This window comes from Escherichia sp. WS1368, from assembly GCF_046487485.1.
GTDB classification, from domain to species: Bacteria; Pseudomonadota; Gammaproteobacteria; order Enterobacterales; family Enterobacteriaceae; genus Escherichia; species Escherichia coli.
In genome coordinates, this window is sequence record NZ_JBJQJI010000003.1 from 129,693 (window position 1) to 154,276 (window position 24,584).

At 49.4% G+C, this 24,584-nt stretch carries 24 protein-coding genes, 1 tRNA gene and 1 pseudogene; 18 read left to right on the plus strand and 8 right to left on the minus strand.

From position 1 onward, the window contains the following. Nucleotides 1-96: 96 nt before the first annotated feature. Nucleotides 97-1,077: a PilT/PilU family type 4a pilus ATPase gene (locus tag ACJHYD_RS09375; RefSeq protein ID WP_001598608.1), complete on the minus strand. Its 981-nt coding sequence runs from the start codon at nt 1,075-1,077 to the stop codon at nt 97-99. A gap of 17 nt (nt 1,078-1,094) precedes the next feature. Between ACJHYD_RS09375 and yggS the strand changes: the two genes are divergently transcribed. The 8 genes from yggS (at nt 1,095) to ACJHYD_RS09415 (ending at nt 7,549) form a co-directional block, all read left to right on the plus strand. Next, the gene (gene yggS, locus ACJHYD_RS09380) at nt 1,095-1,799 is read left to right on the plus strand and encodes a pyridoxal phosphate homeostasis protein (protein ID WP_001598609.1); all 705 of its coding nucleotides are present in this window, start codon (nt 1,095-1,097) and stop codon (nt 1,797-1,799) included. Between the two features lie 17 nt (nt 1,800-1,816). Continuing rightward, on the plus strand, nt 1,817-2,383 hold the full coding sequence (gene yggT / locus ACJHYD_RS09385; protein WP_001094831.1) for an osmotic shock tolerance protein YggT: 567 nt from the start codon (nt 1,817-1,819) through the stop codon (nt 2,381-2,383). Further along, on the plus strand, nt 2,380-2,670 hold the full coding sequence (yggU, locus tag ACJHYD_RS09390) for a DUF167 family protein YggU (protein WP_001277222.1): 291 nt from the start codon (nt 2,380-2,382) through the stop codon (nt 2,668-2,670). Before yggT ends, yggU begins: the two co-directional genes overlap by 4 nt. 7 nt (nt 2,671-2,677) lie before the next feature. Further along, a complete protein-coding gene (locus tag ACJHYD_RS09395) occupies nt 2,678-3,271 on the plus strand; it encodes an XTP/dITP diphosphatase (protein ID WP_001174747.1) in 594 nt (197 codons plus the stop codon). Then, on the plus strand, nt 3,264-4,400 hold the full coding sequence (gene hemW, locus ACJHYD_RS09400) for a radical SAM family heme chaperone HemW (RefSeq protein ID WP_001521257.1): 1,137 nt from the start codon (nt 3,264-3,266) through the stop codon (nt 4,398-4,400). The genes ACJHYD_RS09395 and hemW overlap by 8 nt, the downstream gene beginning before the upstream one ends. A 313-nt stretch (nt 4,401-4,713) precedes the next feature. Beyond that, nucleotides 4,714-5,700, plus strand: a complete 987-nt coding sequence (locus tag ACJHYD_RS09405) for a TRAP transporter substrate-binding protein (protein ID WP_000784004.1) — start codon at nt 4,714-4,716, stop codon at nt 5,698-5,700. A 44-nt stretch (nt 5,701-5,744) separates the two neighbouring features. Next, the gene (locus tag ACJHYD_RS09410; RefSeq protein ID WP_000577034.1) at nt 5,745-6,248 is read left to right on the plus strand and encodes a TRAP transporter small permease; all 504 of its coding nucleotides are present in this window, start codon (nt 5,745-5,747) and stop codon (nt 6,246-6,248) included. Then, nucleotides 6,248-7,549, plus strand: coding sequence for a TRAP transporter large permease (locus tag ACJHYD_RS09415; RefSeq protein WP_001598610.1), 1,302 nt, complete (start codon nt 6,248-6,250; stop codon nt 7,547-7,549). Before ACJHYD_RS09410 ends, ACJHYD_RS09415 begins: the two co-directional genes overlap by 1 nt. Nucleotides 7,550-7,604: 55 nt before the next feature. On the opposite strand, the gene ACJHYD_RS09420 is transcribed toward ACJHYD_RS09415, so the two are convergent. The 5 genes from ACJHYD_RS09420 to trmB all read right to left on the minus strand — a co-directional run bounded on the left by ACJHYD_RS09420 (nt 7,605) and on the right by trmB (nt 11,899). Continuing rightward, entirely contained in the window at nt 7,605-8,612 is a 1,008-nt protein-coding gene (locus ACJHYD_RS09420) for a DUF1202 family protein (protein ID WP_001598611.1), read from the minus strand. A 116-nt stretch (nt 8,613-8,728) separates the two neighbouring features. Beyond that, nucleotides 8,729-9,775 (minus strand): L-asparaginase 2, encoded by a 1,047-nt coding sequence (gene ansB / locus ACJHYD_RS09425; RefSeq protein ID WP_001578959.1) that lies wholly within the window; start codon nt 9,773-9,775, stop codon nt 8,729-8,731. Nucleotides 9,776-9,950: 175 nt separating this feature from the next. Then, nucleotides 9,951-10,670, minus strand: coding sequence for a DUF2884 domain-containing protein (locus ACJHYD_RS09430; RefSeq protein ID WP_000984796.1), 720 nt, complete (start codon nt 10,668-10,670; stop codon nt 9,951-9,953). Nucleotides 10,671-10,853: 183 nt separating this feature from the next. Beyond that, entirely contained in the window at nt 10,854-11,180 is a 327-nt protein-coding gene (locus tag ACJHYD_RS09435; RefSeq protein ID WP_021561366.1) for a YggL family protein, read from the minus strand. Then, complete coding sequence (gene trmB, locus ACJHYD_RS09440; protein WP_000786911.1) at nt 11,180-11,899, minus strand: tRNA (guanosine(46)-N7)-methyltransferase TrmB; 720 nt, start codon at nt 11,897-11,899, stop codon at nt 11,180-11,182. Before trmB ends, ACJHYD_RS09435 begins: the two co-directional genes overlap by 1 nt. Before the next feature lie 160 nt (nt 11,900-12,059). On the opposite strand from trmB, the gene mutY reads away from it, so the two are divergent. The 4 genes from mutY (at nt 12,060) to nupG (ending at nt 16,017) form a co-directional block, all read left to right on the plus strand. Next, on the plus strand, nt 12,060-13,112 hold the full coding sequence (mutY, locus tag ACJHYD_RS09445; RefSeq protein WP_021561367.1) for an A/G-specific adenine glycosylase: 1,053 nt from the start codon (nt 12,060-12,062) through the stop codon (nt 13,110-13,112). A 27-nt stretch (nt 13,113-13,139) separates the two neighbouring features. Beyond that, nucleotides 13,140-13,415 (plus strand): oxidative damage protection protein, encoded by a 276-nt coding sequence (locus tag ACJHYD_RS09450; RefSeq protein ID WP_000091700.1) that lies wholly within the window; start codon nt 13,140-13,142, stop codon nt 13,413-13,415. A 64-nt stretch (nt 13,416-13,479) separates the two neighbouring features. After that, nucleotides 13,480-14,559, plus strand: a complete 1,080-nt coding sequence (mltC, locus tag ACJHYD_RS09455; protein ID WP_000760323.1) for a membrane-bound lytic murein transglycosylase MltC — start codon at nt 13,480-13,482, stop codon at nt 14,557-14,559. Between the two features lie 201 nt (nt 14,560-14,760). Next, entirely contained in the window at nt 14,761-16,017 is a 1,257-nt protein-coding gene (nupG, locus tag ACJHYD_RS09460; RefSeq protein WP_001049791.1) for a nucleoside permease NupG, read from the plus strand. A 45-nt stretch (nt 16,018-16,062) separates the two neighbouring features. Here the strand turns inward: nupG and speC are convergent, their stop codons facing one another. Then, entirely contained in the window at nt 16,063-18,198 is a 2,136-nt protein-coding gene (gene speC / locus ACJHYD_RS09465) for an ornithine decarboxylase (RefSeq protein ID WP_021561368.1), read from the minus strand. Between the two features lie 162 nt (nt 18,199-18,360). Next, nucleotides 18,361-18,444: a hypothetical protein gene (locus ACJHYD_RS09470; protein WP_212734243.1), complete on the minus strand. Its 84-nt coding sequence runs from the start codon at nt 18,442-18,444 to the stop codon at nt 18,361-18,363. Between the two features lie 152 nt (nt 18,445-18,596). Here ACJHYD_RS09470 and ACJHYD_RS09475 point away from each other — a divergent pair, with 152 nt between their 5' ends. From ACJHYD_RS09475 to ACJHYD_RS09500, 6 genes and pseudogenes are all read left to right on the plus strand, one after another. Next, a complete protein-coding gene (locus ACJHYD_RS09475; RefSeq protein WP_000234527.1) occupies nt 18,597-19,304 on the plus strand; it encodes a DUF554 domain-containing protein in 708 nt (235 codons plus the stop codon). A gap of 105 nt (nt 19,305-19,409) precedes the next feature. After that, a tRNA-Phe gene (locus tag ACJHYD_RS09480) sits at nt 19,410-19,485 on the plus strand. A gap of 198 nt (nt 19,486-19,683) precedes the next feature. Further along, nucleotides 19,684-19,866: pseudogene (locus tag ACJHYD_RS09485) on the plus strand (IS110 family transposase); the annotation flags it as partial. An 810-nt stretch (nt 19,867-20,676) separates the two neighbouring features. Then, nucleotides 20,677-21,660, plus strand: coding sequence for an SIS domain-containing protein (locus ACJHYD_RS09490; protein WP_001298261.1), 984 nt, complete (start codon nt 20,677-20,679; stop codon nt 21,658-21,660). A 71-nt stretch (nt 21,661-21,731) separates the two neighbouring features. Then, nucleotides 21,732-22,880 carry a capsule polysaccharide export inner-membrane protein KpsE gene (locus ACJHYD_RS09495; protein WP_000905920.1) on the plus strand — a complete coding sequence of 383 codons (1,149 nt, stop codon included), beginning with the start codon at nt 21,732-21,734 and terminating at the stop codon, nt 22,878-22,880. 23 nt (nt 22,881-22,903) lie between these two features. Beyond that, on the plus strand, nt 22,904-24,580 hold the full coding sequence (locus ACJHYD_RS09500) for a polysaccharide biosynthesis/export family protein (protein ID WP_001305965.1): 1,677 nt from the start codon (nt 22,904-22,906) through the stop codon (nt 24,578-24,580). The last annotated feature ends 4 nt before the right edge of the window (nt 24,581-24,584 follow it).

Consider the following 24,584-nt stretch of genomic DNA (forward strand, 5'->3'; position numbering starts at 1 on the left):
TCCTTATTGCCGGATGCGGCGTGAATGACTACATTTGTAAGCCTGATAAGCGTAGCGCATCAGGCATATTTACGAAGCTAATCAATCACTTTAGCCTCACAAACGTCCTTCCCCCACCCGCTGCTGATAACTCTGCTGAAACGTTAACATCCCCACCTGCTGCCCGGTTTGAATAACATGCGGTAACTGGTGGGTTTTCCCTTCGCGAATCAAATTCCCCACCGCGGGTGTGTTAACCAGCAATTCAAACAGCGCCACGCGTCCTTCCTGTTTATCCACTTCCAGCTTTTGTGACAACACCGCCCGTAAACTACCTGCCAGTTGATTACGCACGGGATCTTTTTCCTGCGCCGGAAATGAATCCACCAACCGCTCAACTGCCTGCGCCGCACCACGCGTATGTAAAGTTGCCAGCACCAGGTGTCCGGTTTCTGCTGCCGTCAGCGCCAGACGGATTGTCTCGCTGTCACGCAGCTCTCCGAGCAAAATCACATCGGGATCTTCCCGCAATGCGGCCCGCAATCCCGATGCGAACGTCATACAGTGCAAACCAATTTCCCGCTGCTGGATCAAACATCGCTGGCTGGCATAGAGATATTCAACAGGATCTTCCAGCGTCAGAATATGCGCATCGGCATGTTGATTGAGATAGCCAACCATCGCCGCCAGCGTGGTAGATTTGCCGCTCCCCGTCGCTCCCGTCACCAGAATCAGGCCATTCTCGCTCTTGAGTAATTCCGGCAATACCGGTGGCGCACCAAGCTGTTCGAGCTGTGGACAGTGCGAAGGTAACAACCGTAATGCCAGAGAAATACCTTGCCGTTGCGCGAACGCACTGCCACGCAACCGCTGGTTTTCCGCCAGCGACACAGCAAAATCCAGCTGACCATTCTCCAGCAATATTGCCCGCTGATCGTCATCCAGCCACTCCCGCAGTAGCTCTTCGACGTCCGGCGCATCAAACGGCGCAGCTTCCATTCGCCCGCGAATACGCCATCGTGCGGGCCAGGCGCTGCACAGGTGTAGATCCGAGACGTTATGCTTTACACTAAGGGCCACAATTTCTTCCATATTCATACTAAGATCCTCGGAAAATGAACGATATTGCGCATAACCTGGCACAGGTCCGGGACAAAATCTCAGCGGCTGCAACGCGTTGCGGCCGTTCTCCAGAAGAAATTACGCTGCTTGCAGTCAGTAAAACAAAACCTGCGAGCGCCATCGCAGAAGCCATTGATGCCGGGCAGCGTCAATTTGGTGAAAACTACGTTCAGGAAGGGGTAGATAAAATTCGCCACTTTCAGGAACTGGGCGTAACAGGATTAGAATGGCATTTTATTGGCCCGTTGCAGTCTAATAAAAGCCGCCTGGTGGCAGAGCATTTCGACTGGTGTCATACCATCGACCGTTTGCGCATCGCTACCCGCCTGAACGACCAGCGCCCGGCAGAACTTCCCCCTCTTAACGTACTGATTCAAATTAACATTAGTGATGAAAACAGTAAGTCCGGGATTCAACTGGCAGAACTGGACGAGCTGGCAGCTGCGGTCGCTGAACTACCGAGTTTACGTCTGCGCGGGCTGATGGCAATCCCTGCGCCTGAGTCAGAATATGTAAGGCAGTTTGAAGTTGCACGCCAAATGGCTGTAGCATTTGCCGGACTGAAAACGCGCTACCCGCATATCGACACGCTCTCTCTGGGAATGTCGGACGATATGGAAGCCGCCATTGCGGCAGGTAGCACGATGGTTCGTATCGGCACTGCAATTTTTGGTGCGCGTGATTACTCTAAAAAATAAGGAATTAAAGGAACGCCATGAATACGTTGACTTTCCTGCTTTCAACGGTCATTGAGCTGTATACCATGGTGCTGTTATTACGCATCTGGATGCAGTGGGCTCATTGTGATTTTTACAACCCCTTCTCACAGTTTGTAGTGAAGGTAACGCAGCCAATTATCGGGCCACTGCGCCGCGTTATTCCGGCAATGGGGCCAATTGACAGCGCCTCACTGCTGGTTGCGTACATTCTCAGTTTCATCAAAGCCATCGTGCTGTTTAAAGTGGTGACCTTTCTGCCAATCATTTGGATTGCCGGTTTACTGATTCTGCTGAAAACCATCGGCCTGCTGATTTTCTGGGTCCTGCTGGTGATGGCGATTATGAGCTGGGTAAGCCAGGGGCGTAGCCCGATTGAATACGTGCTGATTCAGCTGGCCGATCCGCTGCTGCGCCCGATTCGCCGCCTGCTACCGGCAATGGGTGGGATTGATTTCTCGCCGATGATCCTCGTTCTGTTGCTGTATGTCATCAATATGGGTGTCGCAGAAGTATTACAGGCAACCGGAAACATGCTGCTGCCGGGGCTGTGGATGGCGTTATGAGTGCCGTAACAGTTAATGATGACGGTCTGGTTTTACGGCTCTATATTCAGCCGAAAGCCAGCCGTGATTCTATTGTCGGTTTACATGGCGACGAAGTTAAAGTCGCCATTACCGCGCCGCCGGTTGACGGCCAGGCCAACAGCCATCTGGTGAAGTTTCTCGGTAAGCAATTCCGGGTAGCCAAAAGCCAGGTGGTAATTGAAAAAGGCGAACTTGGCCGCCACAAACAAATTAAAATCATTAATCCGCAACAAATCCCGCCAGAAATCGCGGCGTTAATTAATTAGGTATCCTATGCAAAAAGTTGTCCTCGCAACCGGCAATGCCGGTAAAGTGCGTGAGCTGGCGTCGCTGCTTAGCGACTTCGGTCTTGATATCGTGGCCCAAACAGATCTCGGCGTAGATTCCGCTGAAGAAACTGGCCTGACCTTTATCGAAAACGCGATTCTGAAAGCGCGCCATGCGGCAAAAGTGACCGGTTTACCGGCAATTGCCGACGACTCTGGTCTGGCGGTAGATGTGCTGGGTGGTGCGCCGGGCATTTACTCCGCGCGTTATTCCGGGGAAGACGCGACCGATCAAAAGAATCTGCAAAAATTGCTGGAAACACTGAAAGACGTACCGGACGACCAACGTCAGGCGCGTTTCCACTGCGTGCTGGTATATCTGCGTCACGCGGAAGATCCCACTCCGCTGGTGTGCCACGGCAGCTGGCCGGGTGTGATTACTCGTGAACCAGCGGGCACTGGTGGCTTTGGTTATGATCCAATTTTCTTCGTTCCTTCCGAAGGGAAAACCGCTGCCGAACTGACCCGCGAAGAAAAGAGCGCCATTTCCCACCGTGGTCAGGCATTGAAACTGCTGCTGGACGCTTTACGTAATGGTTAAATTACCGCCGCTGAGTCTCTACATTCACATCCCGTGGTGCGTGCAGAAATGCCCGTACTGCGATTTCAACTCTCACGCGTTGAAAGGAGAAGTGCCGCACGACGATTATGTTCAGCATCTGCTTAACGATCTGGACAACGATGTGGCTTACGCTCAGGGCCGTGAAGTGCAGACAATCTTTATTGGCGGTGGTACGCCGAGCCTGCTTTCCGGCCCGGCGATGCAAACGCTGCTGGACGGCGTGCGTGCGCGTTTGCCGCTGGCAGCGGATGCAGAAATTACTATGGAAGCGAACCCTGGTACGGTAGAAGCCAATCGCTTTGTTGATTATCAGCGTGCTGGTGTGAACCGCATCTCTATTGGTGTGCAGAGTTTTAGCGAAGAAAAGCTGAAACGACTTGGGCGCATTCATGGCCCGCAAGAAGCGAAACGAGCGGCAAAACTTGCAAGCGGGCTGGGGCTGCGTAGTTTTAACCTTGATTTGATGCATGGGCTGCCGGATCAATCACTGGAAGAGGCGCTTGGCGATCTGCGCCAGGCTATTGAACTGAATCCGCCGCATCTTTCCTGGTATCAACTGACCATCGAACCTAATACGCTGTTTGGCTCTCGCCCGCCGGTACTGCCGGACGACGATGCGTTGTGGGATATATTCGAACAGGGGCATCAGTTATTAACCGCAGCGGGCTATCAGCAGTATGAAACATCCGCTTACGCCAAACCAGGTTATCAGTGCCAGCACAATCTCAACTACTGGCGATTTGGCGACTACATTGGTATTGGCTGCGGCGCGCACGGCAAAGTCACCTTCCCGGATGGTCGCATTCTGCGTACCACCAAAACGCGTCATCCGCGTGGTTTTATGCAGGGAAGATATCTGGAAAGCCAGCGTGATGTCGAAGCTGCAGATAAACCGTTTGAGTTCTTTATGAATCGCTTCCGTCTGCTTGAGGCCGCGCCGCGCGTGGAGTTTAGCCAATATACTGGCCTTTCTGAAGAAGTTATTCGCTCTCAGTTAGACGAGGCTATCGCTCAAGGTTATCTCACAGAATGTGCGGATTACTGGCAGATAACCGAGCATGGTAAATTATTCTTAAACTCACTTCTTGAATTATTCCTCGCTGAGTAATCATTAATGCGCCTGCGGGCGCATTAATCACTTCTCATAACCCCCCGTTAATTAACTTCGGAAAAAATATATTTCTTACTGAATAAATATCGACGATATTTATTATATATATTTAGTGAATATTTACTCATCATTTATTGATTATAAACATGTACAACCTGGCGCACAAAATTAATATTTAATTTCTGACTTTATTTCAAGTTGTGATAAACATAGACAAGTTGTCAGACAGGTTAACCAATTTGTCGCACAAAGCACTGATAAGCACAATTAGATATCAACCAATTTCCATTCTTCAACAGGGAGTTTTTTTATGAAAATGAGGTCATTTACCCGCTCATTAGTCTGCGCATCCTTGCTGGCTCTGGTTAGCACTGGCGTAAACGCCGCAGAAAAAGTGACGTTAAAGTTAGCACACAACCTGGAAAGAAGTCATGTTGTACATCAGAGTTTTGAAGAGCTGGCGAAAGAAGTAAAACAGCTGTCAAAAGGTAATATGGTGATCCGTATTTACCCCAGCAGCCAGATGGGTAATGCGCGAGAAACTATGGAGTTGTTGCAAAATGGTGCACTGGATATGACCAAAGGTTCCGCCAGTGATCTGGAGTCTTTTGATAATATTTATGCTATCTATAATTTGCCGTTCTTATTTAAAGATCAGGCGCACTTCAACAAAGTGGTTTTTGGTGAAGTTGGTAAAGAAATTATGGATTCAACAAAAGATAAAGGCTTTTTTGCTTTATCAGCTTATGTAGCGGGTACACGCAGTTTCTATGCGAAAAAACCGATTACTAAGCCAGAAGATCTTAAAGGGCTGAAAATTCGTGTTCAGCCAAGCCCGACCACCATCAAAATGATTGAACTGATGGGTGGCTCACCCACTCCAATTTCATTTGGCGAAGTTTATACTGCGATGCAGCAAGGTGTAGTAGATGGCGCAGAAAATAACGTGCCTTCCTGGGTGCAGACTCGACATATCGAAATTGCCAAAGTCTTTTCTGAAGATGAACATGCCTCAATTCCTGACTTTTTGGTTATCTCCACCAAAACATGGAATAAATTAACCCCAGAACAGCAACAAATCCTCGAAACAGCGGCGAAGAAATCCGAAGCTTATCAACAAAAATTGTGGGAAAAAATTGACGCTGACACACGTGCTCAGGCGAAAGCTATGGGTGGTGAAATCGTTAAGGTTGATAAAGCCCCATTCCGTGCCGCAGTTCAACCTCTGTTTGACGACTTCAAAAAAGATCCAAAACAAGCTGCTTTGTTAGAGAAATTCGACAACGCTGCTCAATAATATTTCGGGCCAGTCTCTGGCCCTGATTTTCCAGGATGCTTACAATGATATTTAACCGCCTGAAACTTGCGGTAGACCGCGTCATTGCCGCGTTTTCTGTCGCCGTAATGCTTGCTCTGGTTGTATGCGTAGTCTGGCAAGTATTTAGCCGCTACGTACTTAACCAGCCAAGTACATTAACCGATGAGCTGGCACGCTTTTTGATGATCTGGGTAGGATTATTAGGTGCTGCATATACCGTCGGCGCGCAGAGACATCTCTCTATCGATTTATTTGCTCTCGCCCTGAATAAGCGCAAGCAATTACTTCTTAGTATAGTCATTAACGTTCTTATTTTAGGTTTTGCCGGTTCGGTCATTGTGACTGGTGGCCTGAAATTAATTGATAAAACACTGGCAACATCACAGGTATCTGCCGCGATGCAAATACCGATGGGATACGTATATATCATTCTGCCATTAAGTGGATTGGTGATGATGTTTTATGCCTTGTGTTTTATTAATCAAAGCATTCAACAACTGAAACAACCTGCGCAGGAGGCCAGTTAATGGATAGTTATATCGCGATTACACTGTTTGGCTGTTTTTTTGTGCTGGTCTTTATTGGTGTGCCCATTTCGTTCTCAATCGGTATTGCCACTGTAGCTTCAATGCTTTTGATGTTTCCCTGGGATATCGCGGCAATCACTGTTTCGCAACGACTGGCTAATGGACTGGATAACTTTGCCCTGTTGGCAATCCCCTTTTTCATCTTTGCCGGAACGCTGATGAACAGCGGCGGTATTGCGATACGTTTGATTAACCTCGCCCAGGTAATGGTTGGCCGCGTTCCTGGTTCGCTTGGTCATGTGAACGTCCTGGCGAATATGATGTTTGGTTCCATTTCTGGTTCAGCCGTTGCGGCAGCTGCTGCCGTTGGTGGCACACTGAATCCCATTCAGACCAAAGAAGGTTATGATCCGGCATTTTCTACCGCTGTAAACGTCTCATCCTGTATTACTGGATTACTGATACCGCCCTCAAACGTGTTAATTGTGTTTTCCCTGACAGCTGGTGGCGTTTCTGTAGCATCGTTATTTATGGCGGGATATTTGCCAGGGATCTTAATGGGTCTTGCGGTAATGATAGTCTGCGGCATTATTGCTAAACGCCGTGGCTACCCACTTTCAGAAAGAGCAACCTTTGCTCAGGCATGTAAAGCGTTTCTGGATGCCTTACCAAGTTTGCTTCTGGTGTTCATTGTAATGGGCGGCATTCTGGGCGGCATTTTTACCGCAACTGAAGCGTCAGCAATTGCCGTTGTCTACACATTTATTCTCTCGGTGCTGATTTACCGGGAAGTAAAATGGCGCGATTTACCCAAACTGATTCTGGAATCGGTTGTTACCACTTCGATTGTATTACTGTTGATCGGTTTTTCCGTGGGCATGTCCTGGGCAATGACCAATGCTGATATTCCTTATATGATCAGCGACGCATTGATGGGGATTTCTGATAACCCACTGATCATATTGCTGCTGATTAATATCGTCTTATTAATTGTCGGCATCTTTATGGACATGACACCGGCTGTACTAATCTTCACACCAATCTTCTTGCCGATTGCACAAGAGCTGGGAATGGATCCGGTACATTTCGGTATTATGATGGTGGCCAACCTTTGTATTGGGCTGTTAACACCGCCGGTGGGTAGTGCGCTATTTGTTGGTTGTTCTATTTCAGGTGTGAAGATTCAACATTTGATCAAACCATTGCTGCCATTTTATGCCGTATTGTTAATCACGTTGATGATGATCACTTACATCCCGCAAATATCCTTGTTCATTCCACAGCTACTAGGGCTAATGTAAAAAATAATTTGCCGGATAACTTTTTATATTATCCGGCAAAGGTACTTAACATGAGTTACTTAATCACTCCATTGCGCCGCAATTGTTCGGTATCTTTTTTCCAGCGTTCATTAGCCTGATTGATATCGTCAATTTTCATCAAAATCGCGACTTTTTTACTGTTTATTTCTGAAACTTTCATCGTTAACGGATATTGCCCTTTCTCGAGCGTTATCCAGTCATCCTGCAATTTACGGCTAAGTTTTTGTGATTGCAGAAAAGTCTGTCGCCGTTGTTCGTTGATATCGAAATCTCGCTTCTGCTGAATCGACACTTCATAACACTCTTCACTCTGTTTATGACATGCCGCAATCGCCGGTTGATAAACCTCTTTGTCATATTTAACCGCGAACGCCTCGCTATCATTCTGTTTATTAAACTCATCACGCTGTTGGTGAATTTTTTTAAAGGCGTCTTCGCGGGTCATTTGCTTACCGTTTGCATCTTTTCCCCAATATGCATCCGCTGCTTTCTGCGCCGCCACCATTTGCTTATCAAGCGCTTTCACTTCCTTTTCCAGCGCAGGAATCGAGTTCTTCTGGTTATTCAACGCAGACTCAAGCTGACTAAAGCGATAATTGAAATCTTCGCTATTCACGATCAGATATTTATTATTCGTTTTGATATCGTCGACCACCCGCCCACGATCGCTGGCTGCCGCCTGAAAAGAGTAAAAGTTCACCGACCAGCCAGACGCGGGCGTTCCTTTACTGGTTAACATCGCCGAGAATTTTACCGGTTTATCTTTCGTCCAGGTCTGTTCGAGCAGTTCGTAATCTGCCAACTGACCGACCCAGGTATAGAGATCGTCACTGGAAGAGACATCGCCTTCCGCTGACCAGGTGGCCTGATTACCCTTAGCATCAAGATTTTTTAAGCTGATAGCATCAAGCTTGAGAATGCCGTGATACTGCTTTTTGAATTGATCTTTTAAGATATTTTCAGTTGGCGGTTCGCCATCTGCCCAGACATTACCAGTCATCAACATAAGCAGCGCCGTGCCAACAATCCATTGCTTTTTCACCCGAAAACCCTCGCGCGGAATAATTTATTCTGGTGATTATCATTAGGGTGATGAAAATTGGCAATGGACGTAAGTCTGAAGTGAAAAAGCCCCGGCACGTTACCGGGGCGAGGTGATTAGTACTGATTGAAGATCTGCTGGATCTGCTGCGGATCTTTGGTTTGCGTCAGAGCCAGCTGCAGCAGGACGCGCGCTTTTTGCGGGTTCAGCGTGCCAGAGGCGACGAAGCCGTATTTCGCATCATCCACTTCGGCATCCTGAGTGGTAGCGCCCGTCGGTACGCGGGAAGAACGCACTACTGCAGTGCCGTTTTTCGCGGCGGTTGCAAGGGTGTCGAACACGGATTTATACAGGTTACCATTACCCACACCAGCGCTAACGATGCCATCATAGCCCGCATCTACCAGTGCTTTAGCCGGAAGATCGGATGCGTTAGCGTAGTTATAAACGATGCCGACTTTCGGCAGCTCATTCAGCTTAGAGATATCGAACGGCGTATCGCTGGTGTGCTTACGTGCCGGGGTACGTTGGTAGTCAATCTTACCGTTGTGAATGTATCCCAGAGGACCGTAGTTAACAGACTTGAAGGTCGCTACGTCGGTGGTATTGGTTTTGGTGACATCGCGACCGTCCAGTACGGTGTCGTTCATTACCACCAGCACGCCACGATTAGCGGAGGCTTTATCAGCTGCGGTCACTACCGCGTTATACAGGTTGAATGGACCGTCTGCGCTCATGGACGTGGACGGGCGCATTGCGCCGACCATCACCACCGGTTTGTCGCATTTCACCGTCAGGTCGAGGAAGTAAGCGGTTTCTTCCATCGTGTCGGTACCGTGGGTAATGACGAAGCCGTCGGTTTTATCGCAGTCGGTGTTAATTTTTTTCGCCAGTGTCAGCCAGACATTATCGTTCATGTCCTGGGAGCCGATATTCACTACCTGCTCGCCTTTAACGTTCGCAATGTCCTTCAGTTGCGGCACCGCATTAACCAGATTTTCTACGCCAACTTTACCCGCTGTGTAGTTAGATTTGGTTGCGGAGTCACCACCACCGGCAATGGTCCCGCCGGTTGCTAAAATGGTGATATTGGGTAATGCCAATGCTGCACCACTAAAACCCATAACCAGTGCGGCAAGTGCCGTCTTTTTGAAAAACTCCATTTCATTCCTCCAGTTACGTGAACGCTACGCATTATCCCTTAGCTTTGTATGGGAAATTTGACGTTAAACAATTTACAACGTGAATATATTTTGGAGATCTACAAAGTTAGAGGCAGGTAACAAAACGAAGAATTAAACGGCATAAAAAAGTATTATGCCGTCTTAAAATAGAGGATTATTTTAAATTCCCGACCAGGGCTTTGCGACTATCTTCCAGAGTCACAACGCGGCTACAAACATCTTTGCCAAACTGCTGGAAATCTTTTTCCTGCTTTTTCCATTCGGTTTGGATTGAGGATTGCAGACCGCCCAGGCTTCCCAGCACATTCTGTAATGGGTTACCGCCGCTTTTCAGCACCGCTTTCGCGCCCATTTCATTAATGCTGTCCTGTAAAATTCCGCCCATTGCCTGATTCACTAATTGCTGGCCTTCGGCGCGAACCTGATCAATGGCTTTATAGTGGAACGTCAGGCCATCGCTGCGCGTTTCGATAATGCGGTTCATCTGCTCTTTCAGCTGCGCATCAAGTTTGGTCAGACGGCTGCGCATTTTGCTGCTTTCGCCCATCTCCTGAACGATAATTTTATCCAGCGCAATACGGGCTTTTTCGACGCGGCTTTTCGCGCCTTCATCAATCCACGGCAGCGTGCTACGTAGTTCAGCCTGATAATCCTTCGCCTGCTCGCGCTGGGCGGCGTTCAGGGAATATTGCTTACCGTTATACATCACGTTGCCGTCTGGCGTGATCACCAGATTGCCGTTTTCGCCCTTCACCTGCACGGTTTGCGGGCTGACAATCACATCGTCACGCGGCGTGACGCTGCACTGGTAGTCGGCGTGAGCGGTCATTGCCGTCACTGAAAGTGCTGCCGCCAGCAGCATTTTGCGCATCATAGTCTTCCCTCAAGAACAAATCAGGCCAGCATTTGCTGGCCCCAGATTGATAACAAAGTACATGTCATCCATGCCGGATGCGGCGTAAACGCCTTATCCGGCCTACTCGATTGTGCATCTTTCCAGGCCTGATAAGCGTAGCGCATCAGACAGTTTTGCATTTGTCATCGCCCGTATGTTTTCTTAGTCCCACCAAACGTCGAAAAGTTCGCTGGTGCGTACCTCGCCCAGTTTGCGCTCTTCCAGCCACTTACGCACAATCGCCTGATGTTCTTCGGTGCATTTGCCGATATCCTGCATGCAGATCAGACCTTCCCAGGCCAGATAACCGCTGCCGTCAAAGGCCAGTTTGTTCGGTTCGATAACCTCGTTAATAAAGTCATCAACGGTTTTATCAATCTGTTCTTCCGATGTACCTTCCGGGAATCGCCATGCCACCGAAAATCCTAATTCCTGGAATTCGTCGATGTGCATTTTTTTACGCAGACGACGGCTACGGTTCTTTGCCATTATTTCACCCTCTCGAACATTAAGTCCCATACTCCGTGACCAAGACGATGACCACGTTGTTCAAATTTCGTCACCGGACGTGATGCCGGACGCGGTACGTAATCATTGCTCTCTGACAGGTTTTTATAACCGTCAATAGAAGACATCACTTCAAGCATATGTTCCGCATAAGGTTCCCAGTCGGTCGCCATATGGAATACGCCCCCCAGTTGTAGTTTGCTTTTTACCAGTTCGGCAAACGGCACCTGAACGATACGGCGTTTATTATGGCGCGCTTTGTGCCACGGGTCAGGGAAAAAGAGCTGCACCATGCGCAATGAATTGTCAGGAATCATTTTATGCAGCACTTCAACCGCATCGTGACACATCACGCGCAGGTTGCTTAAGCCCTCTTCATGCGCAGAAGCCAGGCACGCACCAACGCCCGGTGAATGCACTTCAATGCCGAGGAAGTCCTGCTCGGGGCGATCTTTAGCCATTGCCACCAGCGACGCCCCCATGCCGAAACCAATCTCAAGCGTCACCGGCGCTTCACGGCCAAAAAGCGCAGGGAAATCCAGCATATCTTCGCTGAACTCAACGCCCATCACCGGCCAGTAGTTTTCCAGCGCATGTTCCTGGCCTTTGGTCAGTCGCCCCTGGCGGCGCACAAAACTACGGATACGGCGCAGTGGGCGGCCGTTTTCATCAAATTCCGGTGAGATGACGTCGTTTTTCATAAAGATTTAGTCGCTTGTGAAAGTGTTCTGAAAACGGGCATTATCCAAAGTTAGTTGCCGGATGCAAGCATGATAAGGCCGTGGCTGCGGAAAGTTCCGGTTTACACCCTGCCGTCGCTGTGCTGCAATCTTGCCCCCAACAACAGTGAATTCGGTGACCATGCAAGCGTCGCAATTTTCAGCCCAGGTTCTGGACTGGTACGATAAATACGGGCGGAAAACGCTGCCCTGGCAAATTGACAAGACGCCCTACAAAGTATGGCTCTCAGAAGTGATGTTGCAACAAACTCAGGTTGCGACCGTTATCCCCTATTTTGAACGCTTTATGGCGCGCTTCCCGACGGTGACCGATCTCGCCAATGCACCGCTGGATGAAGTTCTCCACTTGTGGACCGGGCTTGGCTATTACGCCCGCGCGCGCAATCTGCATAAAGCGGCACAGCAAGTGGCCACCTTACACAGCGGTAAATTCCCGGAAACCTTTGAAGAAGTCGCGGCGTTACCGGGCGTCGGGCGTTCCACCGCCGGCGCGATTCTCTCGCTTTCTCTGGGTAAGCACTTTCCGATTCTCGACGGTAACGTCAAACGGGTGCTGGCGCGCTGCTATGCTGTAAGCGGCTGGCCTGGGAAAAAAGAGGTCGAGAATAAACTGTGGAGTTTGAGCGAGCAGGTGACGCCCGCGGTCGGCGTGGATCGGTTTAATCAGGCGATGATGGATTTGGGCGCGATGATTTGCACGCGCTCGAAGCCGAAATGTTCGCTCTGTCCGCTACAAAACGGGTGTATTGCCGCCGCCAACAATAGCTGGTCGCTTTATCCGGGCAAAAAACCAAAGCAGACGCTACCGGAGCGCACGGGTTACTTTTTACTGTTACAGCATGATGATGAGGTATTGCTGGCGCAGCGCCCGCCGAGTGGATTGTGGGGCGGTTTATACTGTTTCCCGCAGTTTGCCGATGAAGAAAGTTTGCGACTATGGCTGGCGCAACGGCAGATTGCTGCCGATAACCTGACGCAGCTGACCGCGTTTCGGCATACCTTCAGCCATTTCCACTTAGATATTGTGCCTATGTGGCTTCCCGTGTCGTCATTCACCGGCTGCATGGATGAAGGCAATGCGCTCTGGTATAACTTAGCGCAACCGCCGTCAGTTGGCCTGGCGGCTCCCGTGGAGCGTTTGTTACAGCAGTTACGCACTGGCGCGCCGGTTTAGCGCGTGAGTCGATAAAGAGGATGATTTATGAGCAGAACGATTTTTTGTACTTTCCTGCAACGTGAAGCAGAAGGTCAGGATTTTCAGCTGTACCCCGGCGAGCTGGGAAAACGCATCTATAACGAGATCTCCAAAGAAGCCTGGGCGCAGTGGCAGCACAAACAAACCATGCTGATTAATGAAAAGAAACTCAACATGATGAATGCCGAGCACCGCAAGCTGCTGGAGCAGGAGATGGTCAACTTCCTGTTCGAGGGTAAAGAGGTGCATATCGAGGGCTATACGCCGGAAGATAAAAAATAAAAACAGTGCCGGAGCACGCCTCCGGCAACTTGCATAAAAACAAACACAACACGCACCCGGAATGATGAAAAAATATCTCGCGCTGGCTTTGATTGCGCCGTTGCTCATCTCCTGTTCGACGACCAAAAAAGGCGATACCTATAACGAAGCCTGGGTCAAAGATACCAACGGTTTTGATATTCTGATGGGGCAATTTGCCCACAATATTGAGAACATCTGGGGCTTCAAAGAGGTGGTGATCGCCGGTCCTAAGGACTACGTGAAATACACCGATCAATATCAGACCCGCAGCCACATCAACTTCGATGACGGTACGATCACTATCGAAACCATCGCCGGGACAGAACCTGCCGCGCATCTGCGTCGGGCAATTATCAAAACGTTGCTGATGGGCGACGATCCGAGTTCGGTCGATCTCTATTCCGACGTTGATGATATTACGATTTCGAAAGAACCTTTCCTTTACGGTCAGGTGGTGGACAACACCGGGCAGCCGATTCGCTGGGAAGGTCGCGCAAGCAACTTCGCGGATTATCTGCTGAAAAACCGTCTGAAGAGCCGCAGCAACGGGCTGCGTATCATCTACAGCGTCACCATTAACATGGTGCCGAACCACCTTGATAAACGTGCGCACAAATATCTCGGCATGGTCCGCCAGGCGTCACGGAAATATGGCGTTGATGAGTCGCTGATACTGGCAATTATGCAGACTGAATCTTCCTTTAACCCGTATGCGGTCAGCCGTTCCGATGCGCTGGGGTTAATGCAGGTGGTACAACATACTGCCGGGAAAGATGTGTTCCGTTCGCAGGGGAAATCCGGCACGCCGAGCCGCAGTTTCTTGTTTGATCCTGCCAGCAATATTGACACCGGCACCGCGTATCTGGCGATGCTGAACAACGTTTATCTCGGCGGAATTGATAACCCAACATCGCGGCGTTATGCCGTCATCACCGCCTATAACGGCGGCGCAGGCAGCGTGCTGCGAGTCTTTTCGAATGACAAGATTCAGGCTGCCAATATTATTAACACCATGACGCCGGGCGATGTTTATCAGACGCTGACGACCCGCCATCCTTCTGCGGAATCTCGCCGTTATCTTTATAAAGTGAATACCGCGCAAAAATCCTACCGCCGCCGATAATTCCACTAACCGCCCCTGACGATGCTCAGGGGTAAAAATGTTATCCACATCACAATTTCGTTTTGCAAATTGGGAATGTTTGCAATTATTTGCCACAGGTAACAAAAAACCAGTCCGCGAAGTTGATAGAATCCCATCATCTCGCACGGTCAAATGTGCTTTTTCAAACACTCATCCGCATCACGATGTGAGGAAATTAACATGAATCTTAAGCTGCAGCTGAAAATCCTCTCTTTTCTGCAGTTCTGTCTGTGGGGAAGTTGGCTGACGACCCTCGGCTCCTATATGTTTGTTACCCTGAAGTTTGACGGTGCTTCTATCGGCGCAGTTTATAGCTCACTGGGTATCGCCGCGGTATTTATGCCTGCGCTGCTGGGGATTGTGGCCGACAAATGGTTAAGTGCGAAATGGGTATATGCCATTTGCCACACCATTGGCGCTATCACGCTGTTCATGGCGGCACAGGTCACGACGCCGGAAGCGATGTTCCTTGTGATATTGATTAACTCGTTTGCTTATATGCCAACGCTTGGGTTAATCAACACCATCTCTTACTATCGCCTGCAAAATGCCGGGATGGATATCGTTACTGACTTCCCGCCAATCCGTATCTGGGGCACCATCGGCTTTATCATGGCAATGTGGGTGGTGAGCCTGTCTGGCTTCGAATTAAGCCACATGCAGCTGTATATTGGCGCAGCACTTTCCGCCATTCTGGTTCTGTTTACCCTGACTCTGCCGCATATTCCGGTTGCTAAACAGCAAGCGAATCAGAGCTGGACAACCCTGCTGGGCCTCGATGCATTCGCGCTGTTTAAAAACAAGCGTATGGCAATCTTCTTCATCTTCTCAATGCTGCTGGGCGCGGAACTGCAGATTACCAACATGTTCGGTAACACCTTCCTGCACAGCTTCGACAAAGATCCGATGTTTGCCAGCAGCTTTATTGTGCAGCATGCGTCAATCATCATGTCGATTTCGCAGATCTCTGAAACCCTGTTCATTCTGACCATCCCGTTCTTCTTAAGCCGCTACGGCATTAAGAACGTAATGATGATCAGTATCGTGGCGTGGATCCTGCGTTTTGCGCTGTTTGCTTACGGTGACCCGACTCCGTTCGGCACCGTACTGCTGGTTCTGTCGATGATTGTTTACGGCTGCGCATTCGACTTCTTCAACATCTCTGGTTCGGTGTTTGTCGAAAAAGAAGTTAGCCCGGCAATTCGCGCCAGTGCGCAGGGGATGTTCCTGATGATGACTAACGGCTTCGGCTGTATCCTCGGCGGCATCGTGAGCGGTAAAGTGGTTGAGATGTACACCCAAAACGGCATTACCGACTGGCAGACCGTATGGCTGATTTTCGCAGGTTACTCCGTGGTTCTGGCCTTCGCGTTCATGGCGATGTTCAAATATAAACACGTTCGTGTCCCGACAGGCACACAGACGGTGAGCCACTAATTACGCAAAGAAAAACGGGTCGCCAGAAGGTGACCCGTTTTTTTCTTACTTCAACACATAACCGTACAATCGTTTCATGCCATCTGCATCGGTTTCGCTATAGACACCTTGCAGCTCCGGCGAAAATCCCGGCAACAAATTCACCCCTTCTTCCAGCGCAAGGAAATAACGTTGAACCGCCCCACCCCAGACTTCTCCGGGTACCACGCAAAGCACGCCTGGTGGATAAGGCAACGCCCCTTCTGCCGCAATTCGCCCTTCGGCATCACGAATCCGCACCAACTCCACTTCACCGCGAATATAAGCACTATGTGCATCCTGGGGGTTCATCACCACTGACGGGAAACTCTGCTGGCGGAACATCGCTTTTTGTAGGTCTTTGACGTCGAAACTGACATACAGATCGTGCATCTCCTGACACAACTGGCGCAGGGTGTAGTCGCGATAGCGCACCGGATATTTGTTATAAACGCTCGGCAACACCTCAGCCAGCGGTGAGTCATCCTCAATATGCTGTTCAAACTGCGCCAGCATCGCCACCAGTTGCGCCAGCTTCTCGTGGCTTTCCGCCGGAGTTAATAAGAACAGAATGGAGTTGAGATCGCACTTCTCCGGCACAATGCCGTTCTCACGCAGATAGTGCGCCAGAATCGTCGCCGGAACGCCAAAGTCGCTATATTCGCCAGTTTCGGCATTAATACCTGGTGTAGTGAGTAACAGCTTGCACGGATCAACAAAATACTGATCCGCGGCATATCCTTCAAAGCCGTGCCACTTCGCCCCCGGCTCAAAACTGAAAAAACGACGGTCACTGGCTAACACTGATGTCGGATAACCCTGCCACAATTTGCCATCAACAACGGGCGGGATAAACGGGCGGAACAGCTTACAGTGCGCAAGAATAGCCTTGCGCGCTTCAATCCCTATCTCAACACACTCAGCCCACAGCCGACGCCCACTCTCTCCTTCATGAATTTTGGCGTTAACGTCCAGCGCGGCAAACAGCGGATAGAACGGGCTGGTAGAAGCATGGAGCATAAAGGCATTATTCAACCGCTTATGCGGGCAAAAACGCGCCTGTCCGCGGATATGGTTATCTTTTTTATGGATCTGCGACGTCTGTGAGAATCCCGCCTGCTGTTTGTGCACTGACTGGGTCACAAAGATCCCCGGATCGTTTTCGTTAAGTTCTAACAGCAGCGGCGAGCTATCCGCCATCATCGGGATAAACTGTTCGTAACCGACCCACGCGGAATCAAACAGAATGTAATCACACAGATGCCCAACGGTATCGATCACCTGGCGGGCGTTATAGACAGTGCCGTCATAGGTTCCCAGCTGAATAATCGCCAGGCGAAACGGGCGCGGCAACTCAGCTTTTTCTGGCGCAACGTCGCGAATTTGCTGGCGCAGATACTCTTCATTAAAACAGTGCGCATCAATACCGCCAATGAAACCAAACGGGTTACGTGAAGCTTCCAGATAGACCGGCGTCGCCCCCGCCTGAATCAGCGCGCCGTGATGATTCGACTTATGGTTGTTACGGTCGAAGAGCACCAGATCGCCACGCGTTAACAGCGCATTCGTCACCACTTTATTCGCTGCCGATGTGCCGTTCAGGACAAAATAGGTTTTATCGGCATGAAAGACTTTGGCTGCGAATTTCTGCGCATCTTTCGCCGATCCTTCATGAATAAGCAGATCGCCCAATTTTACGTCAGCGTTACACATATCGGCGCGAAAGATGTTCTCACCAAAGAAATCGTAAAAATGGCGTCCGGCAGGATGCTTTTTAAAGAACGCACCATGTTGATGTCCAGGGCAAGCAAAAGTGCTGTTGCCCATCTCAACGTACTGCGTCAGCGTGTCATAAAACGGTGGCAGCAAATTCTCTTCATACTGACAGGCTGCGGATTCCAGCTCCAGCCACTGCTGCTCGTTGCCGTTGATTACCGCCGTAACGCCCGCAGGTAATTCAACAACATGTTCGGAATACAAAAACACCGGTAGATGAAAACCGGTGCGCTTAAGCAACGCAAGAATGCCACTGCGGCTATCCGCAGCGGTAATGACGACTGCCGCGACGTCCGTAAAATCAGTATCTCCCAACGCCACCACGCGGCGATGAGTAGAAAGTCGGGATACCAGTTCACAACTGGCGGCAATATTCATTGATTTCATAAGCGCAAAACCCGTTTCGGGGAAGTAAGAATACCGGACAAGGTGAAAAACCCTGCCCCACGAGATATGGGTCAAACTGGTCACCAGCTCCGACCGCCAGACATCAGTAAAAGCAGAAACGCTCTGATTTTACTGTTGTCCTGCAGTGAGCGTGCGTTAACTTCACCGCATGAGCAGTAGCATGAAAAGAGAAGAGTTTCGCGCGAAACGGCGATAAGCGAGAGAATGTAAGGAGGTGGCGTGCATCGGGCAAACTCCGTACAGAGAGGAGAAAATTCGCGCAATCATGGCACCTTTCACCAGAACGTGCAAGCCAGGACTTTGCGAACAAACAAGCCATCGAAGGTGCCAAACGGTCATAATAAGAAAATCAGACAATGCAGCTAACAGGAACTCTTGTGGTCATCGGTCCTTTTATCAACGCAAGTGCAGTATTACTGGGTGGCGTTCTCGGTGCACTCCTTAGCCAACGCTTACCGGAACGTATCCGCGTCTCCATGACATCAATTTTTGGTCTGGCATCGCTGGGGATTGGTATTTTACTGGTGGTGAAATGCGCCAACCTTCCGGCGATGGTTTTAGCAACCTTACTCGGTGCATTAATCGGCGAAATTTGTCTGCTGGAAAAAGGCGTCAATACCGCGGTCACCAAAGCACAAAATCTGTTTCGCCACTCACGTAAGAAGCCAGCGCATGAATCTTTTATTCAGAATTATGTCGCGATTATTGTCCTGTTTTGCGCCAGCGGCACCGGGATCTTCGGGGCGATGAACGAAGGGATGACCGGCGATCCGAGTATTTTAATCGCCAAGTCATTTCTTGATTTCTTTACGGCGATGATCTTCGCCTGCTCGCTGGGTATTGCGGTGTCGGTAATTAGTATCCCATTACTGATCATCCAGCTAACGCTGGCGTGGGCTGCCGCGCTGATATTACCGCTGACCACACCGTCGATGATGGCAGACTTCAGCGCCGTAGGCGGTTTATTGCTGCTGGCAACCGGATTACGCATCTGTGGCATTAAAATGTTCCCGGTGGTCAACATGCTTCCAGCACTCCTTCTGGCAATGCCGCTTTCCGCCGCCTGGACCACCTGGTTTGCCTGACAATGCGTGCATTAGCGGCAAAGTGATGATAGATTGTGCAGTCTGCAGTAAATTGAAGAAATTTGATTGACGAGACGAGGCGAATCAGGTTTAATGCGCCCCGTTGCCCGGATAGCTCAGTCGGTAGAGCAGGGGATTGAAAATCCCCGTGTCCTTGGTTCGATTCCGAGTCCGGGCACCACTAATTCTTAAGAACCCGCCCACAAGGCGGGTTTTTGCTTTTGGATCTTTATATAAAATAAACTTGGGAGCATAACGCCATCAGGTCTTAAACACTCCCGAATCATCAATAAACATCCCCCGCTAACAAAACACAGTTCAGTTCACATAACATCCCTGTTATCCCACACATATCTGCTGGCCGAACGACGCCAGTGCGCGTACGGAGGCAAGAGCAGCCCTGCACATGGCAGCGCTTGTGGTAACCTGGTTTAATCCGGTGAAAGAGGCGTTTTACATGCATCTGCCAGCAGCCGGAAAAACCAAAAAAGTGGCGCTGGTTGACTGTATGCGTAAATTGCTGACCATCCTGAACGCAATGCTCAGAAAGAACGAAGAGTGAAATGAATCGTAGCATCATGTTGCTCCATAATTTTTACGTTCAAGACAGTTGATTATCGGCGCATATGACTCAAAAAGAGCCTGATGATTGCCTCTTTTCCATAGGCTCTTTCTCTGAAGTGAAGGAAGGCCCGGAAGAAAGCACTCGCTGGCATACGTGACTCCAGCTCAACCGGAGATAATCACCATTGTTATTTTTCTATTTAATAATAATCTCCTGAAAAATAGATATAGCAAAAATACAATCCGGCCAGATTTAATTCCGCATTCATTACCAGAAATAATCAACACCACAACTATCATATCATTCAATAGTCACCGCTAAAATTTTATTATTTTTCTCTTCTTTACATAGAAATTGTCAACCTGTTTATTATGCCGAACTTAAATAGTTAATCACAAAACAACATCACCATTATTTGCGTGTTTTATTTATTAATAACATAGTCATACGTTCTTTTTTTACAAGGAAATAATCAATTGATAAATTGTTTTTGGTCTTAATAGTCAAGTAGGAAACATTTTAATAAATGATAAAAATCCTAAATTCCTTGTTCATAATGTAGGGGTGTGTTAAATAGGTGGGCAAAATTTGGTTCCCCTTCTCGCCTGTAATATTGCAGCATCTTCGCACCTCCATGAGACATTGCGACTTAATAAGAAGGTGATAAGTCCTGCATATAAGCATGGACTGACCATGGTTTTATATTCATTAAAAATTTTGTTACAACCCATTGATTTAGCATAAATAAATTATAGTGGGTTCGGGTTTGTTGTGACTGTGGCATTATTTCCGTGCAAAGGAGCTGATATGTCTGAAAGACATTTACCTGATGACCAGAGCAGTACTATCGATCCATATCTAATTACCTCTGTTCGCCAGACTCTGGCAGAACAAGGCGCAGCATTACAAAACTTGTCTAAACAACTGGATTCCGGGCAGTACCAGCGTGTCCTTAATTTGATAATGAACTGTAAAGGTCACGTTATTCTTTCGGGAATGGGTAAATCAGGGCATGTCGGTCGTAAAATGTCAGCGACGCTGGCCTCTACGGGTACGCCTAGTTTCTTTATTCATCCTGCAGAAGCTTTCCATGGCGATCTGGGCATGATTACGCCTTACGATCTTCTGATCCTTATTTCTGCCAGCGGTGAAACGGATGAAATCCTCAAGCTAGTTCCTTCACTGAAAAATTTCGGCAACCGAATTATCGCCATTACCAATAATGGAAATTCCACGCTGGCGAAAAATGCTGATGCCGTGCTGGAACTCCACATGGCGAATGAAACCTGCCCGAATAATCTTGCACCAACAACGTCTACCACGCTGACGATGGCGATCGGCGATGCGCTGGCGATTGCCATGATCCACCAACGCAAATTTATGCCGAATGATTTTGCGCGCTATCACCCGGGCGGTTCATTAGGTCGTCGCCTGCTGACCCGCGTTGCTGATGTCATGCAGCATGATGTTCCTGCGGTACAGCTGGATGCGTCATTTAAAACCGTGATTCAACGTATCACCAGCGGATGCCAGGGAATGGTGATGGTAGAAGACGCAGAAGGTGGGCTAGCGGGCATTATCACCGACGGTGACCTGCGTCGCTTTATGGAAAAAGAGGATTCTCTGACATCCGCCACGGCTGCGCAGATGATGACACGTGAACCGCTGACGCTACCGGAAGACACCATGATCATTGAAGCGGAAGAAAAAATGCAAAAGCACCGCGTCTCAACGTTATTGGTGACCAACAAGGCAAATAAAGTCACTGGCCTTGTGCGCATTTTCGACTAATTAAGCAACGGGGTGCGAGAGGTTAGTCTCTCATTGAGTTTGCGCCCCACTGAAACTTTGATAATCGTTACATGTTGATAAAAGTGAAGTCTGCCGTATCCTGGATGCGTGCTCGTCTGTCTGCCATCTCACTGGCAGATATCCAAAAACACCTGGCGAAAATCATCATTCTGGCACCGATGGCGGTGCTGCTGATCTATCTGGCTATCTTCAGCCAGCCTCGCTATATGAGCGAGTCGAAAGTCGCCATTAAACGCTCGGATGATTTAAACAGCGGCAGCCTGAATTTTGGTCTGCTTCTGGGTGCCTCTAACCCCAGTTCCGCAGAAGATGCGTTGTATCTGAAAGAGTACATCAACTCGCCGGATATGCTGGCGGCGCTGGATAAGCAACTAAATTTTCGTGAAGCGTTTAGCCACAGCGGGCTCGATTTTCTTAATCATCTTAGCAAGGATGAAACCGCAGAAGGCTTCCTGAAGTACTACAAGGACCGTATCAACGTCTCGTATGACGATAAAACCGGATTACTGAATATTCAGACGCAGGGCTTTAGCCCGGAATTTGCGCTTAAGTTTAACCAAACCGTGCTGAAAGAGTCAGAGCGCTTTATCAATGAGATGTCACATCGCATCGCGCGTGACCAGCTTGCCTTTGCAGAAACGGAGATGGAAAAGGCACGCCAGCGTCTGGACGCCAGCAAAGCGGAATTGCTCTCTTATCAAGACAACAACAACGTTCTGGATCCACAGGCACAGGCACAGGCGGCGAGCACGTTAGTGAATACGCTGATGGGCCAGAAGATCCAGATGGAAGCGGACCTGCGGAACTTGCTGACGTATCTGCGTGAGGACGCCCCGCAAGTTGTGAGTGCGCGTAATGCGATTCAGTCATTGCAGGCACAAATTGACGAAGAAAAAAGCAAAATCACAGCGCCGCAGGGTGACAAGCTAAACCGTATGGCGGTGGATTTTGAAGAAATCAAATCAAAAGTAGAGTTCAACACCGAGCTGTACAAACTGACCCTGACCTCCATTGAAAAGACCCGTGTAGAAGCGGCTCGTAAGCTCAAGGTGCTGTCAGTGATCAGTTCGCCACAGTTGCCGCAGGAATCGTCTTTTCCAAATATCCCTTATTTGATCGCCTGCTGGTTACTGGTGTGCTGCCTGCTGTTCGGCACCCTGAAACTGTTGCTGGCTGTTATTGAAGATCACCGAGACTAACGCTGTCGCTGAATGAGTTTGTGATGAAATTATTTAAATCAATTTTACTGATTGCCGCCTGTCACGCGGCGCAGGCCAGCGCGGCCATTGATATTAACGCTGACCCAAACCTGACAGGAGCCGCGCCGCTTACCGGTATTCTGAACGGGCAACAGTCGGATACGCAAAACATGAGCGGCTTCGACAATACTCCACCCCCCGCACCGCCGGTGGTAATGAGCCGTATGTTTGGTGCTCAACTTTTCAACGGCACCAGCGCGGATAGCGGTGCGACGGTAGGATTCAACCCTGACTATATTCTGAATCCGGGTGATAGCATTCAGGTTCGCTTGTGGGGTGCGTTCACCTTTGATGGTGCATTACAGATTGATCCCAAAGGTAATATTTTTCTGCCAAACGTTGGTCCGGTGAAAGTTGCCGGGGTTAGCAATAGTCAGTTGAACACTCTGGTTACATCAAAAGTGAAGGAAGTGTACCAGTCCAACGTCAACGTCTACGCCTCCTTATTACAGGCGCAGCCAGTAAAAGTGTACGTGACCGGATTTGTGCGTAATCCTGGTCTGTATGGCGGTGTGACGTCTGATTCGTTACTCAATTATCTGATCAAGGCTGGCGGCGTTGATCCAGAGCGCGGAAGTTACGTTGATATTGTGGTCAAGCGCGGTAACCGCGTGCGCTCCAACGTCAACCTGTACGACTTCCTGCTGAACGGCAAACTGGGGCTTTCGCAGTTCGCCGATGGTGACACCATCATCGTCGGGCCGCGTCAGCATACTTTCAGCGTTCAGGGCGATGTCTTTAACAGCTACGACTTTGAGTTCCGCGAAAGCAGCATTCCCGTAACGGAAGCGTTGAGCTGGGCGCGCCCTAAGCCTGGCGCGACTCACATTACGATTATGCGTAAACAGGGGCTGCAAAAACGCAGCGAATACTATCCGATCAGTTCTGCACCAGGCCGTATGTTGCAAAATGGCGATACCTTAATCGTGAGCACTGACCGCTATGCCGGCACCATTCAGGTGCGGGTTGAAGGCGCGCACTCCGGTGAACATGCCATGGTACTGCCTTATGGTTCCACTATGCGTGCGGTTCTGGAAAAAGTCCGCCCGAACAGCATGTCGCAGATGAACGCGGTTCAGCTTTATCGCCCATCAGTAGCTCAGCGTCAGAAAGAGATGCTGAATCTCTCGCTGCAAAAACTGGAGGAAGCCTCACTTTCTGCCCAGTCATCCACCAAAGAAGAAGCCAGCCTGCGAATGCAGGAAGCACAACTGATCAGCCGCTTTGTGGCGAAAGCACGCACCGTGGTTCCGAAAGGTGAAGTGATCCTCAACGAATCCAATATTGATTCTGTTCTGCTTGAAGATGGCGACGTCATCAATATTCCGGAGAAAACATCGCTGGTTATGGTTCATGGCGAAGTGCTGTTCCCGAACGCGGTGAGCTGGCAGAAGGGTATGACCACCGAGGATTACATCGAGAAATGTGGTGGCCTGACGCAGAAATCGGGTAACGCCAGAATTATCGTCATTCGTCAGAACGGTGCAGCCGTCAACGCAGAAGATGTGGATTCACTCAAACCGGGCGATGAGATTATGGTTCTGCCGAAATATGAATCGAAAAACATTGAAGTTACCCGTGGTATTTCCACCATCCTCTATCAGCTGGCGGTGGGTGCAAAAGTGATTCTGTCTTTGTAAGGAG